Annotated in this window: 17 protein-coding genes and 1 tRNA gene; 11 read left to right on the plus strand and 7 right to left on the minus strand. The window is 59.2% G+C overall.

Annotated features, from left to right (window positions below):
- Positions 1–345 precede the first annotated feature (345 nt).
- The 4 genes from PU724_RS11500 (at position 346) to PU724_RS11515 (ending at position 2,960) form a co-directional block, all read left to right on the plus strand.
- On the plus strand, positions 346–813 hold the full coding sequence (locus PU724_RS11500; protein WP_426213192.1) for a MaoC family dehydratase: 468 nt from the start codon (positions 346–348) through the stop codon (positions 811–813).
- 406 nt (positions 814–1,219) lie between these two features.
- Positions 1,220–1,939: a hypothetical protein gene (locus tag PU724_RS11505; protein WP_354422163.1), complete on the plus strand. Its 720-nt coding sequence runs from the start codon at positions 1,220–1,222 to the stop codon at positions 1,937–1,939.
- A 54-nt stretch (positions 1,940–1,993) separates the two neighbouring features.
- The gene (locus PU724_RS11510; protein WP_354422161.1) at positions 1,994–2,752 is read left to right on the plus strand and encodes a sulfite exporter TauE/SafE family protein; all 759 of its coding nucleotides are present in this window, start codon (positions 1,994–1,996) and stop codon (positions 2,750–2,752) included.
- 16 nt (positions 2,753–2,768) lie between these two features.
- Positions 2,769–2,960, plus strand: coding sequence for a hypothetical protein (locus PU724_RS11515; protein ID WP_354422159.1), 192 nt, complete (start codon positions 2,769–2,771; stop codon positions 2,958–2,960).
- A 152-nt stretch (positions 2,961–3,112) separates the two neighbouring features.
- Here the strand turns inward: PU724_RS11515 and PU724_RS11520 are convergent, their stop codons facing one another.
- From PU724_RS11520 to PU724_RS11540, 5 genes are all read right to left on the minus strand, one after another.
- Positions 3,113–4,144 (minus strand): NADP-dependent oxidoreductase, encoded by a 1,032-nt coding sequence (locus tag PU724_RS11520; protein ID WP_354422157.1) that lies wholly within the window; start codon positions 4,142–4,144, stop codon positions 3,113–3,115.
- Positions 4,145–4,154: 10 nt separating this feature from the next.
- On the minus strand, positions 4,155–5,279 hold the full coding sequence (locus PU724_RS11525) for an alkene reductase (protein WP_354422155.1): 1,125 nt from the start codon (positions 5,277–5,279) through the stop codon (positions 4,155–4,157).
- Between the two features lie 74 nt (positions 5,280–5,353).
- The gene (locus PU724_RS11530; RefSeq protein WP_354422154.1) at positions 5,354–5,932 is read right to left on the minus strand and encodes a TetR/AcrR family transcriptional regulator; all 579 of its coding nucleotides are present in this window, start codon (positions 5,930–5,932) and stop codon (positions 5,354–5,356) included.
- A gap of 352 nt (positions 5,933–6,284) precedes the next feature.
- Positions 6,285–9,302 (minus strand): PAS domain S-box protein, encoded by a 3,018-nt coding sequence (locus PU724_RS11535; RefSeq protein WP_354422152.1) that lies wholly within the window; start codon positions 9,300–9,302, stop codon positions 6,285–6,287.
- Positions 9,303–9,522: 220 nt separating this feature from the next.
- A complete protein-coding gene (locus PU724_RS11540) occupies positions 9,523–9,999 on the minus strand; it encodes a hypothetical protein (RefSeq protein ID WP_354422150.1) in 477 nt (158 codons plus the stop codon).
- Positions 10,000–10,600: 601 nt separating this feature from the next.
- Here PU724_RS11540 and PU724_RS11545 point away from each other — a divergent pair.
- The 4 genes from PU724_RS11545 to PU724_RS11560 all read left to right on the plus strand — a co-directional run bounded on the left by PU724_RS11545 (position 10,601) and on the right by PU724_RS11560 (position 14,537).
- Positions 10,601–10,993: a response regulator transcription factor gene (locus PU724_RS11545; RefSeq protein ID WP_354422149.1), complete on the plus strand. Its 393-nt coding sequence runs from the start codon at positions 10,601–10,603 to the stop codon at positions 10,991–10,993.
- Positions 10,994–11,034: 41 nt separating this feature from the next.
- Positions 11,035–11,694 (plus strand): response regulator transcription factor, encoded by a 660-nt coding sequence (locus PU724_RS11550; RefSeq protein WP_354422147.1) that lies wholly within the window; start codon positions 11,035–11,037, stop codon positions 11,692–11,694.
- Positions 11,695–11,862: 168 nt separating this feature from the next.
- Entirely contained in the window at positions 11,863–14,166 is a 2,304-nt protein-coding gene (locus PU724_RS11555) for a PAS domain-containing protein (protein WP_354422145.1), read from the plus strand.
- Complete coding sequence (locus PU724_RS11560; RefSeq protein ID WP_354422143.1) at positions 14,163–14,537, plus strand: response regulator; 375 nt, start codon at positions 14,163–14,165, stop codon at positions 14,535–14,537. Before PU724_RS11555 ends, PU724_RS11560 begins: the two co-directional genes overlap by 4 nt.
- A gap of 79 nt (positions 14,538–14,616) precedes the next feature.
- Here the strand turns inward: PU724_RS11560 and PU724_RS11565 are convergent, their stop codons facing one another.
- Positions 14,617–14,964: a hypothetical protein gene (locus PU724_RS11565; protein ID WP_426213193.1), complete on the minus strand. Its 348-nt coding sequence runs from the start codon at positions 14,962–14,964 to the stop codon at positions 14,617–14,619.
- A gap of 231 nt (positions 14,965–15,195) precedes the next feature.
- Here PU724_RS11565 and PU724_RS11570 point away from each other — a divergent pair, with 231 nt between their 5' ends.
- Both PU724_RS11570 and PU724_RS11575 read left to right on the plus strand, forming a co-directional pair.
- Positions 15,196–15,651 carry a (2Fe-2S)-binding protein gene (locus PU724_RS11570; RefSeq protein ID WP_354422140.1) on the plus strand — a complete coding sequence of 152 codons (456 nt, stop codon included), beginning with the start codon at positions 15,196–15,198 and terminating at the stop codon, positions 15,649–15,651.
- 12 nt (positions 15,652–15,663) lie between these two features.
- The gene (locus PU724_RS11575) at positions 15,664–17,859 is read left to right on the plus strand and encodes a xanthine dehydrogenase family protein molybdopterin-binding subunit (RefSeq protein ID WP_354422138.1); all 2,196 of its coding nucleotides are present in this window, start codon (positions 15,664–15,666) and stop codon (positions 17,857–17,859) included.
- 185 nt (positions 17,860–18,044) lie between these two features.
- Here the strand turns inward: PU724_RS11575 and PU724_RS11580 are convergent.
- Positions 18,045–18,119, minus strand: a tRNA-Asn gene (locus PU724_RS11580).
- 199 nt (positions 18,120–18,318) lie between these two features.
- Between PU724_RS11580 and PU724_RS11585 the strand changes: the two genes are divergently transcribed.
- Positions 18,319–18,594 (plus strand): hypothetical protein, encoded by a 276-nt coding sequence (locus PU724_RS11585; RefSeq protein WP_407045990.1) that lies wholly within the window; start codon positions 18,319–18,321, stop codon positions 18,592–18,594.
- Positions 18,595–18,651 lie beyond the last annotated feature (57 nt).

Genomic DNA, 18,651 nt, shown 5'->3' on the forward strand with positions numbered 1-18,651 from the left:
AGGATCGAGTGAACGGGTGCCCCCGACCCGTTCTCCTCCCAGGGCGGACCGGGTCGCTTGAGCCCGGTCCGCCTCCCGTCTGTCCGACCGAACGAGCCGCCATCAGGCGATCCCCATGAGGACAGGGAAGCTGATACTAGCTGTTTTGCTTGCGCGGCATCAAATGTGGCGGAAGCTTGCATTGCAGATCAGCTGGTGCGCCAACCGACGCCAGTCATTGGCCGCTGGATCGAATCAAATTCTATGGCTCCGATGTGGAGGCCTTCGACTTCACATTTGGATAGCTGGCCCCGGCGGCGGCCAATCTCTTCAAAGGCCTGCCGCCAAGAAGACCCGGAGGAAGCCATGAGCAAAATGTCTGCACCTGCGGCCCGGCTGTTTCTCGATGATCTGCATGTCGGCCAGACATTTGCGAGCGCGGACCATGCGATCGACGAGACTCAGATCAAGGCCTTCGCGGTTCAATTCGACCCGCAACCTTTTCACACCGACACGGAGGCGGCTGCCGAAACTCTCTTCAAAGGCCTGGCGGCAAGCGGATGGCACACTGCTGCCATTACAATGCGTCTGAACGTGGATGGCGGCCTGCCGTTTGCCGGCGGCATTGTCGGCGCTGGGGGAGAGATCAACTGGCCAAATCCGACACGTGCCGGCGACGTCCTCCATGTGGAAAGCGAAGTGGTCGAAATCACACCGTCGCGTTCCAAGCCTGACCGGGGCATCGTTACCGTCATAAGCCGTACGTTGAACCAGCGTGGAGATGTCGTTCAGACGCTCAAGGCCAAGCTTGTCGTTTTCCGCAAATCGCTATGAAATGAACGCCGATTCTGTCGGCATCGTCTTGTCTCGATTGGTTAGGCAAGATCTCTATGGCGACTGGTAGATCGACATCGCAAGCATCGTCGGTGCCCTACAAGTAAAGAACGCGACGTTTCCGTCGTTCGGTATTGAACCGATACCTACGTGCAATTGCCCGCATTTTCCCAAGTCACCAGATTACGCCTTACCAACATTTCGCCGGAAGGCGCGTTTTCAGCGGGATCGTCGTGCGCTCATCGGCACAGCGGCGTCCTCATGCACAGAAGCGCTTTGCAGGTTGGCAGCGGCGCCAGCCGTGTCACAGCGTTTCCGAGAGTGCGTTATGGCCGAAATGGATTTGGCGGGGTTGCTGGGAAGCCCGGAAGAGTGATCTCGCCGACGAACCGAAAGGAACTTAGTCATGAGCACGACCGCAACATCAATGAGTCGCCCCACCAGCGTTTATGCCACTCCTGCGTTCTGGGAGCGCTTCTGGCGCTCAAGCGGCATTCAGGCCGCCGGTCTCTTTGTAATCGCCTACGTTGTCGTCGGGTCTCAGCCGCGGATCGGCGCCTCCAACGATGTCCTTGTCGCCTTCTACGATGGCGATCGCATCAGAGTCCTGGTCGCGGCGATATTGTCGGGCTTGGCGGTTCTCAATCTTCTGTGGTTCGCGGCGGCCCTGCGTGCGACTTTGGCCGATAGAGGACAAGATGGTTGGGGCGCCGCCGCGACCGCGGCCAGCGCGATGTTTGGCGCGCTGTTGCTGCTTCAGACAGCTGTTGGCTCCGCACTCGCTTATACGATCGCCGGCTCACAGGATCATTCGCTCGTCTCTGGCCTGAACGCTTTCGCCTGGACCCTCGGCGTGTTGAGTTCATTTCCGCGCGCAATGCTGATCATGTCAGGAGCTTTCGGCCTTTGGCGTGCCGGTCTGATCTCCAACGCACTTTTCGCGGCGGGGGTTGCGCTTGTCGTGCTCGGAGTGCTTGGCGGCACCACTTGGTTCGGCGACGGGATCTGGGCTCCCGACGGCGCCTATTCGCGGCTGGTTTCTCCGCTGCTGCTTCTCTTTTGGATCCTGGTTGTCAGTCGGGTTCTCCTCAGCCGCGCACTGGCAACGCGTGACGGATGGTGGTGAGCCCGGTCTCCAAGCGTTAGCGGCGTCGAAAGCAGCATAGAAGGAGTCGGACGCTTGGAGTTAACCGCCACCACAATCATTGTCGCTTTTGCCGCGGTGTTCCTGATCAGCTTCATGCGGGGCGCGTTCGGGGGCGGGTTTGCGATCATCGGCATCCCGGTCGTGTCGCTGGTGATGGATCCGGTGACCGCCGGCGGCCTGCTGGCGCCATTGTTCGTGGCGATGGATCTCGTCGCCCTGCGCTACTGGAAACCCTCGACATGGTCGAGGCCGGACCTGGCGTTGCTGCTACCAGGACTTGTCGTGGGGATCGGGCTCGGCTTCTCGTTGTTTGGTGTGCTTGACCACCGTGCCATATCCATTTTGATGGCGGCGATCACCTTGATCTTTGTCGGCCTCTGGTTTGGGGGCGGCGCCGAGGTGACCGTCCGGCCGCGCTCAACGCCGAAAGCAATCGCGGCGGGATTCACTTCCGGTGTCACCACAATGGTGGCGCATTCCGGCGGACCGCCGCTGGCGATCTATCTGCTACCGCTGGGACTGAGCAAGCAAATGTATGCGGGCACGACCAGCCTGTTTTTCACAGTGGGCAATGCGATCAAGGCCGCGCCCTGGCTGTTTCTGGCGAAACCCGCGGCCAATGTTTGGACGCTGATGGCGATCTGCCTGCTCGCTATTCCCGCCGGCGTCTGGCTCGGCTGGCGCTTTCACGGCAAGCTTGGCCAGCGTCAACTCTACCGGGCCTGCTATTCCCTGCTCGTCGTGACCGCGCTGAAACTACTGTGGGACGGCGTCTCCGGATTTCTTGGGTGAAACTTGGTGATTGGCCATGAACGAACTCCTGAACAGCGTCCTGGAAGCGCATGGCGGGCTACCTCGCCGGAACTCATTCAGCACGGTCCGCGCGCAAATCGTGACAGGGAGCGGCCTGTGGGCACTCAAGGGCCTGGTCCAGGACGCTGCGCCCAGGCGAATGACGGTGTCGCTGCACGAGGAATTCCCCACCGTCGCCCTTCGGTGAGCCAATTTGGCGTAACAGTTTCCGCGACCGCCTGGCGATCGAGACGCTGGAAGGGAGATCTGGTGCGCGAGCCACGCGCGACGGGCACGCAACGAACACGGCAGGCACTTCCGCTGGCACGAACGCAATCGTCGAGGCTTCAATGAGGTCGCTCATTGCGGTTCATTCAGCCGCACCAGCAGCTTCCCGAAATTGCGCCCCTGCAGCATGCCGATGAAGACTTCCGGTGCGTTCTCCAAGCCCTCGACCACGTCCTCCCGAAACGTGAGCTTGCCGTTGCGATACCAGTCCAGCATGTCGCCGATGGCCTTCGGCAGGCGCTCGCGGTGATCACTAATTATGAAGCCGCGCATGGTGATACGCCGCTTCAGCAGCCATGTCAGGTCAGGCCCCGGCACGGCCGTTGTGGCGTTGTATTGGGCAATCAAGCCGCAGACCACGACGCGCGCGCCGGGATTGAGCAGTGGCCATATCGCTTCCAACACTGGGCCACCCGCGTTCTCGAAGTCGATGTCGATGCCACTCGGACAGGCACCCGCCAACGCCTTCGCAAAGTCGGGCGCCTTGTAATCAACGCAGGCGTCGAACCTCAGCTCTTTCACCGCGTAGGCGCATTTGCTGGGGCCACCGGCGATGCCCACAACGCGTAGGCCCTGGCTTTTTGCCAGCTGACCAACGAGCGAGCCCACTGCGCCCGAGGCCGCTGATACGACAAGCGTTTCGCCGGGCCTGGGCGCGCTAAGGTCGAAAAGCCCCACGTAGGCTGTCCACCCAGGCAGCCCCATCGGCCCCAGCCACGCCGCCGCGGGCGCAGCTACAACATCGATCTTGCGCGGCGGCGGCGCACCTTGAGGGTTTTGGACGGAATAGTCCTGCCACTGCCCCGCGCAAAACACGATGTCGCCGTCCACAAAGCCCTCTGCTCGCGAGGTTACGACCTGCGAAACAGTGTGGCCCCGCATCACCTCGCCGAGCGGAACGGGCGACTGATAGGACTCTCCTTCATCCATGATCCCGCGCATGTAGGGGTCGAGCGACAACAGCAGATTCCGCACCAGGACCTGTCCGGGACCCGGCTTCGGGATTGGAGCCTCTATCAGCCCAAAATCCTCCTGCGTCGGCATGCCTTTGGGGCGCGCTTTCAGTATCACTTGGCGATTGATGGAAGGATAGTTGTTGCTCATGGCATGCTCCTTAAGCGGCGTTCTGCTTCCACGCGGAATAGTCCGTGTACCCTCGCGCTGCGCCGCCGTAGACCGTGCGCTGGTCGTAAGTGTTGAGCGGGGCGTTCATCGCCAGGCGCTGCGGCAGATCGGGATTGGCGATGAAGGCGCGCCCGAAAGCGACAGCATCAGCGATGCCGCTTTCGACGGCGGCGAGCGCCGATATGCGATCGAAACCCCCGGAGGCGATTAATGGCCCATTGAAGGCGTGCCGGAATAGGGCGGCGACAGAGGGCGGTGCAGCGAGGTTCAGGTCGTCGCGGATGCCTGCGTTGGCCCGCGGCTCGATCAGGTGCAGATAGGCGATACCACGCTGGGCGAGCGCTTTGATGACTTGCTCGAACAACCGCTGCGGATCGCTGTCGGCGATGTCGCCGACGGTCCCGAACGGTGACAGGCGCACTCCGACCCTATCCGCGCCCCAGACCTCGCTCACTGCGTCAATCGCCTCAAGCAGGAGACGCGTGCGGTTCTCGATCGCGCCGCCATAGCGATCTTGTCTGAGATTGGTGCTGTCTTCCAGAAACTGATCGAGCAGGTAGCCGTTCGCGCCATGGAGCTCGACCCCGTCGAAGCCCGCATCGTGCGCGTTTGCAGCGGCGCTCCGATAGTCCGCAACGATCGCGGCGATCTCCTTGATTGCGAGCGCGCGCGGCGTCTCGTAGGGCACGCGGTTCCACGCTGCATCGAACGCCTTCCCCTGCGGCCGCATTGCAGACGGCGCGACCGGCGGTTTGCCGTCCGGCTGATGGGACGAATGCGAAATCCGGCCAACGTGCCAAAGCTGAAGAAAAATCACGGCGCCTTTCGCCTTTGCCGCCCGTGTCACCTTTCGCCACGCATCAACCTGGGCCGACGAGTAGATGCCAGGAGTGCCCGGATAGCCCTGACCTTGCTTGGATATTTGTGTCGCCTCGCCGATCAGGAAACCGCCCTCGCTGGCACGCTGCGCGTAATACGTGGGAGCAAACGGCGAGGGCACGCCATCGGCCAGTCCAGCTCGCATGCGGGTGAGCGGTGGCATAACAACCCGATGGCTCAACGCGTGCGGTCCAATACGCCAGGGATCAAACAGTGATGTTGATGATGGGTTCATGGGTCCTACTCTCAATGTGACCGGTCATCTTGACATGTATTGCGAAAATACCACCCTTCGCCCTGAGCTTATGCTCAGACGAAAAGGCCGGCGAACACCACTTCGTCGAACTGTTCCAGAGCTTCGCCATGCTTGTCGACCTTGGCTCGAAGGACTGCGCCTTCCCAGGCGTTCACTAGGAAGGCGGCAACGGCTGCAGGATCTGCTCCGGTCCTAAGTTGGCCCGTCTGCTGCGCTTCCCGCACGCAGATCTCGATCGCACACGTCCAGCCAGCGTAGATAACCGCTAGGCCGTCGCGGATCGGCGGACTCTGGTCGGGCAGCTCGGCGCTAAAATTCCCGATCAAGCAGCCTTTCTCAAAGTCGTACCGGCTCACTGCCTCGGATAAGGAGTTGAAATGCCGGCGGAGGCGCTCCACAGGGGACAACGTCTCGTCGCCAAGGATCGCGCGCCGCGATGCGCTGCCCTGCCAGTAGCGCTCCAAGGCCTCAAGTCCGAGAACTTCCTTGCTTGGGAAATGGTTGTAGAAAGAGCCCTTGGGAACGCCCGCTGCTTCGGTGATATCCTGCACGGCACAGCCGTTGAAGCCGCGTTTATGCAGCGTTCTTAGCCCCGCATCGATCAGCTTTTCCTTAACGCTTGGCCGTGGCACCAGACCTTCCTCCAGATCGCTATCTCAAGCATCAATATGACCGGTCATCTTAACGGTGTCAAGTCCGTTGCTCAAATAGTTCGAGCCGAAGTCCCTCACGTACGGAAGCCCGCGTCGCGAGGTCAGCATTTTGAATGCCTTGGACCTCCACCATCTCGGGTAAACGCGCTGCGCGGCCGCGAAAGGACCCGCGACATATTCCCTATTGTCGTGACGGCGAACTAGCGAGATCGCTGCCGAAGTAGAATTCTGCTTTCTCGGAATGACTGACCTACTCAATCGGAAAGCGCCGCGCGACAGTTGCGCTCCACGAGCGGGGCCTCACCTTCCAGCCGGATCGTTCATGCCCTTGTCAGTGGTGCTTGGCAGGCAATTCAGTCGCCCCTCTCGCCTTGCTGACGAAGGGATGCAACGTAAGATTGTTCTGGAATTCGTCCCCGGAATGCTCGGGGATAGAGAAAGAGAATGTGGCTCCTGGTCCAACATTCTGTTCAGCCCATAGACGCCCGCCCAGACTCTCGACGATCGATCGGCTGATGGATAGCCCAATCCCCATCCCATCGCTCTTCGTTGTATAGAAGGTCTCGAAGAGGCGGGCTGTTCCCTCCGGCCCGAAGCCGGCGCCGGCGTCCTGAACCGTCAACTTGACCTGATAGTTCTCGGCGGGCTCGGTTCGAACGAGCAAACGCCTCGGACGGTCATCGACTTCCGTCATCGCTTCTGAAGCATTGCGCAGCAAATTCATGATCACCTGCTGGAGCTGCACACGGTCGCCGCCAACAGGTCTAATGCCGTTCGCGAGTTCAGTGCGCAGAACAACCTGATCGCGCTGCAGGTCATTGCGTGCCAGGGCGATGACCTCGCGCACCACCTCGTTCAGGTCGACAGGTTCGATCTGGACGGTCTTCTTGCTGAAAAGCGAGCGCAATCGTGCGATCATTTCGGCGGCGCGGTTGCCGTCGCGGATGGTGCGACGTGCGGTCTCCTGCGCCATTTCTATGTTTGGCGGATTGGCAGACAGCATTCTAAGGCAGGTGCTGGCATTTGTGACGATGCCCGAAAGCGGTTGGTTGACTTCATGTGCGATCGACGCGGTCAACACTCCCAGACTTGTGACCCTCGTGACGCGGGCCAGTTCTGATTGGGCCTTGCCGAGCGCCTCTTCTGCCAGCCTGCGCTGGGTTACGTCCAAAACAGCTCCGATGTATTCAAGTCGCTCAGGCGAATCTCCCGCCAGATGCGCGATCAGATGCAGGTACTTGACCGTGCCGTCCGGCAGAATGATCCGATGCTGATAGTCCAGGTCCCGATCGCCGCGTTGTGCACCTTGCAAAAACTCTGCCATGAGAGGCAAGTCATCCGGATGAACTCGGGACGCGACAAGGTCCATTGTCACAGGCTCTTCTGCATCGAAGGCGAAGATGCGGCGAAGTTGGTCTGACCAAACGATCTCGCCTGTGGCAACCAGCCACGAAAAATTGCCCATTCGAGCTAATTGCTGGCCTTCGGCGAGGAATGCTTCGCTGCGCCGCAACTTCTCTTCGGCCTTCTTACGCTCGGTGATATCGCGGGTTACTCCAAGTTGCACGATCGATCCATCACGGTCGAACATGGGAGCGCCATGGGTTTCCATATGCCGGCGAACCCCGTTTATGCTCACGAGATCAAATTCCAGGAAGCCTTTCTCTCCGGCACAGACGCGCTCGTGAAACTCCCGATACTGCTGCCGATGCTCCGGCACGACAAAATCGAAGAAGTTGTGCCCCGCCACATCCTCCGGACTGGGCACTCCAGCCATCATTGCGCCAGCCTGGTTCGTTCTTAGCACGGTTCCGTCGCGGGCAACCACTTTGACGCACTCGGGAGTGGTCTCAACGATGGTCCGAAAACCTTCCTCGCTGCGCTTGCGTTCTTCGATATCGATGTTCACCCCATACCATTTGACGACGTTACCCTTGTCGTCGCGGAGCGGATTGGCGCGAAAGAGGAACAATCGATAACTGCCGTCGTGACGACGAAGGCGAGCCTCTGCCTCCCCTGGGGCGCCCGATGCCAAAATCGTCTGCCAAGCGCCAGCGAGCGTTGGCATATCATCCGGGTGAACCGTAGCTGTCCACCCCCAGCCCTGAGCCTGATCAGCGGACATCCCGATATAATCAAGATAGTGCTGGTTGAAAAATTCGGCACTTCCGTCAGTGTGCGCGCACCATGCCAATGCCGGAATGGTGTCGATCGTTGTCTTCAAACTGCGTTCGCTGGCGGCGAGCGCCTCTTCTGCGCGTTTCTTCTCATCGATGTCGATGTGCAGGGCGTATCGCCCGATGATCCGGTTTTCGGCGTCTCGGACGGGCCAACCGCTAACGCGAAACCAACGATAAGACCCGTCTTTGCCGCGAAGCCTTTGCTCCGTGTCGTAGGAAGCCCCCGCTGCGATGAAGATCTGCCTATTTTGAATGACGCGCTGGAGGTCGTCTGGGTGGACGACGTTCGCGGTTTCCCACTGTTTCATTTCCTCTTGCGATTTACCGAAATATTCGAGCTGCCGAGCGTTCATCGCCAAAACTTCGCCCGTTGGCGACAGGACGCTAAGCCCTGCCGGGATCGTATCGAAGATCAGCCTCGAATTTCGCTCGGCCAGCTTTCGGTCCTCGATGTCGATCAGCAGGTGCAGCCAGCGGACGATACTGCCTGCCGCATCTCGAAGAGGCAGGCCCAGTACATTGTACCAACGGTAGAAACCGTCGGCGCCGCGATGCCGGCTCTCGATGTTGTAGGGAACACTTCTACGGTGCGCGTCCATTTGGGCAGTGATCGTTCGTTCCAAATCTTCCGGATGCACCACATCCGAACTCTTCCACCCTTTGAGTTCATCGAGCGATTTGCCGAAATAGTCGAGCGTGAGTTGATTGAGTCCTTCGACTTCGCCAGAGGGCGTCGTCACCGCGACAGGAATGGGAACGCTGTCGACGATGTTCTGAAAATCGAGCTCACGACGCCGCAGCTGTTCCTCCGCACGTCGAATGTCCTCGACATCCGTTGCCGTTCCGCACCATTTCTGGATGCTGCCGGCTGCGTCGCGGATTGGAGAGCATTGGAACAGAACGCTGCGAAACTGGTCGTCGAAGCGCCTGACACGCACCTCCATCTCTCCGGTCGCCCCGGATGCCAGGATCGTCCGCCATTTATCGAGCAAATGGTCAAGGTCATCTGGGTCGACGAAAGCCTGCCATTCCGATCCACGGACGTCTTTCAAGCCAAGGCCAACGTATTCAGACCAGCGTCGATTGACGAAATCGATCGACCCGTCAGGAAGAGCCAGCCAGATCATGGCCGGTAGCGCGTCAAAGACGCTGCCGAGATCCACTTCCATGTCATCCCCTCGCGTGCGCGACCTGCGCCAGCGCAATAAACGCTCATTATGCTCCGGCATGCTATTCTAGTCTAGGAAGCTGTCCGCGGGGCCCGACATGCGAGGATCGGCGCTTCGTTTGATGCCATCCTGCGAAGGTTGTTTCGCGCCGTCGTGCGAAAAGCTCGCGGCTTCGCCTAGAGCAGCGAGCCCATTAACACAGACTATCGAAGGTGTTGGCTCAGGCGCCCACGGCCGCCCGCCGTATATTGGTTGCCAGCGCTCCGAGGCCCGGTGTCGGCAGCCGTTGCGAGCGAAACGCGTCAATTTCGATGTCCTGTCTCTCGAGGAAGGACATGAAGGCCCTGGAAGCGTTTGATCGTACGTGGTTTGTGAGCTTGGACCTTCCGCCATCCACGGCCGTTACGCTTATTTCCCAATGGATGTGGACCGACGTTGGTCCTCGAGCTGTAACCAGATCCGAACGCGATTCCAGCACCAGCTTGTCTCTTCTGGCATTTGTCTCGACATAGTAGTGCGTCACCAGGCTGCCTCCAATGAGCTCGACCTGTATCGACATGAGCTTGCCATCCGGAGTCCTGATGAAATCTGGGGTCAGATCGCTTGCGACAGGTCTGTCACGTTCGATGGAACCGTGGAACCATTTGGCCAGGTCGATGTCCTGAATGGGTGCTCGAACGATGGTCGTTCCAGTCATTTCGACCGTCTCGCCGTCTGCTGAAGGAGATCGTGCGAGAAACACGGATCGCGGGGCTCGCGAAGCTGCTCGTCTATCTGCCGCCAGATCGTCACAGTCGACCATGCCTCGAGGGCGACCACCCAATACGGATGATACTGCGTTCGGTGACATGTCTTCCTCCTCTGCCTTCGCGCCTGAACCTGATGATCAGACTTCGACCAACAGGGGCGGCAAATCCATTGCACAAAGGTGTCTGCGATCCCTTCGTATTGGTTCACTTGATCTGGCGTGAAAAGATCGAAGACCGACACCAAGGGACAATAGACGTAGACAAGGAAAGGCGCATTTCATAGGCACGTACGCGTACCTGAAAGGACGACTATGGTTCTGAAATTTAGCTGCTGCTGGTCCGACGGTACGATGTTGAGAGCGCCGCGACTCCGTTCGCCAATCCCCGAACTTGTTGGCCCTGCTCTCAGGGAATCGCCGCCAGGATTCCGAAATTTTCAACCCATGATGGATCAACGGCGGACGTTGCTAGCAAGCTATGGCCCTTGGAGGTCACCCGGAAATGGAGCGACATTCGAAGCCAGTGCCTCCCTTGAGATGGGAGGCGGCAATGGCGAGCGGTAGTGGAGGTCGTACGAGCGCTTCACGTCCACTTGTCGCGGTTGTCGACGACGACGAGTCGGTGCGCGAATCCTTGCCTGACCTGCTCAACGAGCTTGGCTATCGGGCTGCAGCTTTCTCTTCGGCCGAGAGCTTTCTCGCGTCGGACGGTATCGACAATGCTAAATGCTTAGTCCTTGACGTGGGCTTGCCGGGCATGACGGGGCCCGAGCTGTTCCAGGAATTGGCGCGCTCGGGCCGCGCAATCCCAATCGTTTTCATTACAGCCCAAAGAGGTGATACGGTGCGCCAGGACTTGATTGGTCTCGGCGCGATCGAGTGTCTGTTCAAGCCTTTCGGCGATACGGAGCTCAAGAACGCGTTGAGTCTCGCGTTTCAATAAGGCGAGCTCGATGCAACCAAGCACATCGGAGGATGGTTGCGATGTATTCCGAGACACTGCGAAATGAGGGGAGCTCTGCACCGATGGCACAAGAAACGCCGATCGTGTTCGTCGTCGACGACGACATCTCTGTTCGTGAATCCCTGGAACTGGTGGTCCGATCGGCAGGTTGGGAGCCGAGGATTTTCGCGTCCGCGCAGGAGTTCCTGAACCATCCGCGCGCTTCCGTCCCAAACTGCCTCATACTCGACGTCAACCTGCCCGATCTCAATGGTCTCGATCTGCAGAGCATGGTGTCCACCGAGCGGTCGGAAATGCCGATCATTTTCCTTACGGGATATGGCGATGTGCCGATGACGGTGAGGGCGATGAAGGCCGGCGCCGTTGAATTTCTCACAAAGCCGTTTTCGGACGAAGTTTTGTTCCACGCTATCGAACAGGCTCTTGAGCGCAGCCGAGTTTCGCTCGCACTTCAAACGGAAATGCGCTCGCTGGTGGATCGGCATGCATCGCTGTCACGTCGCGAGCAGGAAGTTATGGCACTTGTCGTCTCAGGTCTTTTGAACAAACAGGTGGCTTTCGAACTCGGCATCAGCGAGATCACGGTTAAGGCGCATCGGGGCCGTGTTATGCGCAAGATGAATGTTACATCGCTTGCCGATCTTGTTACCATCGCAGCAAAACTAGACATCAGGCACTAGACAAGTATCGCGAAACGCAAATCGCCGGATCCCCCCCTATTTCCCTGTGCGGGTCGTTACTTTGTGAGGTGCTCCCGGCCCGATGCGCCACCTTGCGCAACCGACACCTAAGCACAATGGAATGAAGTTCTAGACGGGCTCATAGTCCATCGCCAAGAAAGGATACGAATGAGCACCGGTCTCGATCGCGTGATGGACGCGTTGCCGGCCATGGTATGGACCGTGGACCCCGAGGGTCGCGCTGACTCGGTCAACCGCCGTTGGTCCGAGTACGCAGGTCCAAGTCCCGACGGCGCTCGAGGTCGGGATTGGCAGGCAGCAGCCCACCCGGACGAAGTTTCGGATCTGCTCGAATGCTGGCGCGCAATTCTAGCTTCCGGGAAGGCTGGCGACATACAGGCCCGTCTGCGACGTCACGATGGGCAGTATCGGCGTCATCTCATCAACTGCAGCCCCATGCATGACAGTGCAGGACAAATCGTCAACTGGTGCTTACTTGCGACGGACGTTGAGGATTTCCAGCGCGCCGAATGGAGGAGCGCTGAGGATGCTCTTGCAGACCAGATACGTCAGTCGAGCCAGATTCTCGACAGCATTCCGGCCCGGGTGGGTATCTATGACGTTGCCGGTGTTCGCATTTCCGCAAACAAGCAAGCCATTGAGCTCAGCGCAGCGGCCCGCGCAGTCGACTGGAGAGATCTCATTCATCCCGATGATCTTCCGCTCGCCGAGAAACGATGGCGCACTGCTCTGGCGACGGGTGAGCCATTCGAATGTGAATATCGCGTGCGGATGGCTGACGGCACTTACCGCTGGCACCAAGGTCGTCGCGCGCCTATGCACGACAACTCGGGCAAGATCGTACGCTGGTTCGGCGTGAGCAGTGACATCGAGGATCTCAAGCGTGCGGAACACCGTCTGATAGACAGCGAGCACCAGCTGCGCATGATCGTCGACACGATCCCCGGGTTGGTCGCAATCTTCGGACCCGATCGGCAGGTCGAAGGTTTGAACAAGCAGTTGATGGAGTACCTGGGCCAAACCCCTCAAGATTTTGCACGCTGGGAAGTTAATGGGACGGTTCATGCCGACGATCTGGCGCGTTGCATCAACATCTTTAAGAGTGCGTTAGAGGGCGGCTTGCCGATCGATTTCGAGGCCCGGCTTCGTCGTTACGACGGCGCCTATCGCTGGGTCCAGGTTCGCGGCAATGCGGCTCGTGATGCAACTGGCAACATCGTGCGTTGGTACTGCCTCATGGTCGATATCGACGAGCGAAAGCATGCTGAAGACGCGCTGAAACGAAGCGAGGCATTCTTGGCCGAAGGTCAGCATCTCGCCCGGATGGGAAATTTTTCTTGGCATTTGGCGAGTGGCCAGATCGCAGGATCGGAGCAACTATACAAAATTTTCGAGCTAAAGCCCGACACTGTCGTCACATTGGACTTGGTGTCGAGCCGTTGCCATCCGGATGACATGCCAGTTATGTTGGACATGGTCGAACGAGCCAAACGCGGCGAGTCCGAATTCGAATACCAATATCGAATTGTCCTGCCCGACCGATCGATCAAGCATCTACACTTGATCGCACGACGTGCCCCCGAACTCGAAGACAAGGCCGAGTATCTCGGAGCAATAATCGACGTAACACATCGGCGGCTGTCGGAGGAGGCGCTTGAGCGGCTGCGATCCGAGCTTGCCCAAGTTACACGCATCATGAGTCTCGGCGCTTTGACGGCGTCAATTGCACACGAAGTGAACCAGCCGTTGGCGGGCATTGTCACCAACGCCAGCACATGCCTTCGCATGCTCGGCGCAGACCCACCCAACGTCGATGGGGCGCAGGAAACGGCGCGGCGTACGATACGCGACGCCCAGCGGGCAGCGGACATAATTACAAGACTGCGCAAGTTGTTCAGCAAACGTGCTATCGCCTTTGAGCCCGTCGACCTCAATGACGCCGTGCGTGAGGTCATCGCGCTTTCATCGAGCGATCTGCGGCACCATGGTGTGACATTGCGGGCCGAAATGGCCGAAGGACTCCCGTACGTCGCCGGCGATCGAGTTCAACTGCAGCAAGTCGTCATGAATTTCATCCGCAACGCCGCGGACGCGATGAGCTCGGTCGACGACCGTGCGCGAGTGGTGGTCGTGCGCACCGCCCCCGAAGACGATCAGGTTTTGCTTTCAGTGCGCGACACCGGGGTTGGGTTTGAGCCAAACGAGGCGGGCCGCTTGTTCGACGCGTTCTACACGACGAAAAGCGATGGAATGGGTATCGGGCTCTCCGTCAGCAAGTCGATCGTGGAGATGCACAACGGGCGACTTTGGGCACAAGCCAATAACGGCCCAGGAGCGACATTCTCTTTTTTGGTCCCTTGCTATGTCGGAGATGCCGCTGCCGTTGGCAACGCATTTCCCAATCATTCCGCAACCGTTGCGACACTAGCGACTACGGCGGTACGCCCATGAAGGCCTCGCACCCGCTCATATCGATCGTGGATGACGACGAGTCCGTTCGCGAGTCTTTGCCCGACCTGGTTAGAGAGCTCGGATTCTGCGCGGAGGCGTTTTCATCGGCGGAGGAATTCCTGGCATTCGATCGCCTCGACTGGACCAGGTGCCTGATCCTCGACGTCGCAATGCCCGGCATGACAGGACCGGAGCTTCAACGTGAACTGGAGCGCCGACGCCAGGCGATCCCGACCATTTTCGTTACCGCGCACAGAGACGACACGCTGCGGCCGCGCCTTGTAGCGCAGGGCGCGATCGACTGCCTGTTCAAGCCATTTACGGATGAAGCCTTGCAGGAAGCGCTGAGTCTGGCACTGCGGGCGAATTGAATGAAGTAGCCGCTGAAACTACGTCCCTGCTATCCAGCACGCAGCGAGCATACTATTTGTCACAGCCTGGGCAGGAGTATCATTGCGCCGGGTAATCCCAAACGTCGGGCGGCAGCTTGTCCTTGAGTGCTGCATACATCGCGTCGCGGAACAGTTTCACCGCCGGATAGGGGCGAAGGGCAATTGTGCGCTCTACAATCCTGCCCTGCTCGTCGTCCACTATGACCTCGAGGCTCTCGATTTTGTGGCCGTCCATAGTACCGACCCAGCGCAAGAAGGTCGTGCGCTCGTCGATCTTGTACTCAGCGGTGTAGGCACCCGAACCTCGCGTTGAGCTCGACTGAGCAAAGATGGCCGCGATGGCTTCGCGCCCTTCGATCGCTCGCGCCAGGATCGGGCTGTTGAATACGATGTTGTCGGCAAGCAACTCACTTACTTGAGCGGGCGTAGGGCGACCTGATTCTCGCAATTTTCGTAGCGGATGCATCGGCTCTCTCCAGAAGGGGCGACCTATTTGTTCTACATCCCACGGCATCCGGCCGGAATGAGACCAACGTATCGCCAACACCATTGTATAATCGATCCAGGGCGCTCTCCCGCTGCATGCTCTGTTATGCCGAGGCAACCAGCCTTGGCGAGAAAGCTCAGGGAGAGAGCCATGCCGTTCACTATCAAAGTCAACGGTCAGTCCCATGAGGTCGATGTCGACGGTGACACACCGATCCTATGGGTGTTGCGCGATGTACTCGGCATGACAGGCACGAAATTCGGATGTGGCATGGCGCTCTGCGGTGCGTGCACTGTGCATGTCGACGGCGAGCCAGTGCGCTCATGCATCACCACCATCGACAGCATCGGTGAGTCCTCGATAACTACGATCGAGGCGATCGGCACGACCGAGGCCGGCGCCAAGGTTCAACGCGCCTGGCTAAATCTCGAGGTGCCGCAATGCGGTTACTGCCAGTCTGGGCAAATCATGTCCGCAGCCGCACTGCTCGCGAATAATCCGCACTTGGCAGATGCCGACATCAACGACGCTATGTCGGGGAACATCTGCCGCTGCGGCACTTACGTCCGCATTCGCGATGCAATCAAGCTAGCTGCAGCAAGCTGAACGGGGGCTATCATGATAAGTCCTAACTTACTCCGAACTTCCACACGATCAGGTCGGGTAGATGGCATCTCAAGGCGCAGCTTCTTGCAGGCAGCGGCGGCTGTGGGTGGAGGCCTAGTTCTCAGTCTTAGTCTCCCCCTAGGTAACGGCGAAGCCGCGCAAGACGATACCGGGACGTTCTCGCCTAATGCCTTTATCCGAATCAACAACAACGGGCAGATCATACTGACGATGCCTTACGTGGAGATGGGCCAGGGGACCTATACATCCATTCCGATGCTGATTTCTGAAGAGTTGGAAGTTGATCTGAAGCAGGTGAGTCTGGAACATGCACCGCCCAATGAGAAGCTGTATGTCAACCCGCTGATTGGGGTGCAGGCAACAGGCAACTCCAATGCGATCCGCGGAGCCTGGCAGCCACTTCGCCAGGCCGGAGCGACGGCGCGTGAAATGATCGTTTCGGCGGCAGCAAGGCGTTGGGACGTCGATCCCACCAGTTGCCATGCGGAGCATGGAGAAGTGGTCCATGCGGCTACGGGACGACGTCTCAGCTACGGTGCATTGGCCTCGGAAGCGGCCCGAATGCCGGTTCCGCAAAACGTTACACTGAAGCAGCCGCAAGAATTCAAACTGATCGGCACGCCGGCCAGGCGACTGGACCTAGCGGCGAAAGTCAATGGCACTGCAATCTACGGCATCGACGCCCGCCCGCCGGGCGTGAAGATTGCGACGCTATCGCAATCGCCTGTCTTCGGCGGTCGCGTGAAAAGCGTGGAAGACACCGCGGCAAAGGCGGTGAGAGGTGTACGGCAGATCGTTCGGCTGGCCGACGCCGTCGCGGTCGTGGCGGACCACATGGGTGCCGCGAAAAAGGGCCTCGATGCGCTAGTGATTGAATGGGATGACGGACCCAACGCCGCTCTGACTACGGAAGCCCTCGCTGACATGCTCAAGCAGGCGGTCGTAAAGCCAGGTGTAGTTGCTGCGACTGCCGGCGACACTGATGCCGCGATGGCAAACGCTGCTGTCAAAGTCGAAGCGAGCTACCATGTGCCGTTTCTGGCGCATGCGACGATGGAACCGATGAATTGCACCGTCCACCTGCGCAATGATGGTTGCGAAATCTGGGTGGGCAGTCAGGTCCTCGGTCGAGCTCAGGCTGTCGCCGCGAAGGTGGCGGGTCTGCCCCTGGATCAGGTCGTCGTGCACAATCACCTGATCGGCGGCGGTTTCGGTCGGAGGCTCGAAGTCGATGGCGTCGCTCGTGCCGTGGAGATCGCCAAACATGTCGATGGCCCGGTGAAGGTCGTATGGACGCGCGAGGAAGACATTCAACACGACATGTATCGTCCAATGTTCGTCGACCGGCTGTCAGCTGCCCTCGACGCAAAAGGAAGGCCGGTCGCCTGGAACAATCGTTTTGCCGGTTCCTCAATCATTGCAAGATGGGCGCCTCCAGCATTCAAGAACGGGCTCGATCCCGATACCACCGAAGGTGCGATCAATCTCGTCTATGACTTACCTAATTTCCATGTCGAATACGTTCGCCTGGAGCCTCCGGGCATACCGACTGCCTTTTGGCGTAGTGTCGGGCCATCTCACAACGTCTTCGTGACGGAGAGCTTCATGGATGAACTTGCCGCTGCCGCGAGACAGGACCCCGTAGCCTACAGGCTGTCTCTTCTCGACAAAGCGCCTCGCGCGAAGGCCGTGCTGCAACTGGCAGCAGCAAAGGCGGGCTGGGGAGAGAAACTGCCCGAACGCGTCGGTCGCGGTGCATCGCTCCAGCATGCATTTGCCAGCTATCTCGCACAGGTTGCCGAAGTCGAAGTCTCGAAGGAGGGCAAGGTCCGAGTCCGACGGGTGGTATGCGCCGTCGACTGCGGAATAGCAGTCAATCCCAATACGATCGAGGCACAGATTCAGAGCGCTGTCATGTTCGGCATCACCGCGGCGCTTCATGGCGAGATCACGATAAAAAAGGGAAGGGTGGAACAGTCCAACTTCGATGCATATGAAATTCTGCGGATCGACGAAGCTCCGGCTGTGGAGGTCCACATCATTCCCAGCACCGAAGCGCCAGGTGGAATGGGCGAAGCGGGAACTTCAGCGATCGTCCCGGCCGTCGCCAATGCGATCTTTGCCGCCACCGGACAACGTATCCGCAAGATGCCGATTAAGTGCAGTGCTCTTAAGTTGCCCCGATGAAATATGAGCGAAGAGGTTTACAGAGCGCTGTGGGCCTCCGATGGCGCATTCGTCCACCGCCATGACTCGGCCCCTTGATCAGGAATTCCCATAGATCGACACCTAGCGAAGTCGAGTTGTGTAGATATGCTGTAGATCAGCCGTTTTTCGGCCAATTTGGAAACCGCTGTATGCCTTGAAAAACTTGGCTCCCCGGGCCGGATTCGAACCAGCGACCAACCGGTTAACAGCCGGTTGCTCTACCACTGAGCTACCGGGGAACAGAGGCTCTTGTGTGAGTGGCGCAGCCTATAGCAAACCCGTTTCGGCTTTGCAAAGAAGCATTTCACATTTTTTTCCGCCATTTTGTGCATGGCGCTTTCTGGCAATCGACGGCTGGGCTCCTCATATGAGCGGTTCCGCAAGGAACGTAGGGCGGCGAAAGGCGTTGCGGCCTTGGGCGGCCGATGGCTTTAATCGATGGGAACCGAGATCGAGATGACTGCAGCAGGCGACGACGCACCGGCACGGAAAATCACGGTCTTCGGCCGTGAGTTCACCATGCCGCGCTCGCGCGGGCTCAGGATCGCCATCGGCGTCGTGCTGATTCTCGGCGGCATTCTCGGCTTCTTGCCCATCCTGGGCTTCTGGATGATTCCAATCGGATTGCTCGTGCTTTCCTACGAATTTGCCATGGTGCGCCGCCACCGGCGCCGCTTCGTCGTATGGTGGGAACGCCGGCGCCGTCCGGATTGATTTGGCCGGGCGCTTTGCCGGCCTCTCGCAGATCCCCTGGAGGCCTCGCCCGGAATC

This window comes from Mesorhizobium abyssinicae, assembly GCF_049887195.1.
GTDB lineage: Bacteria > Pseudomonadota > Alphaproteobacteria > Rhizobiales > Rhizobiaceae > Mesorhizobium > Mesorhizobium abyssinicae.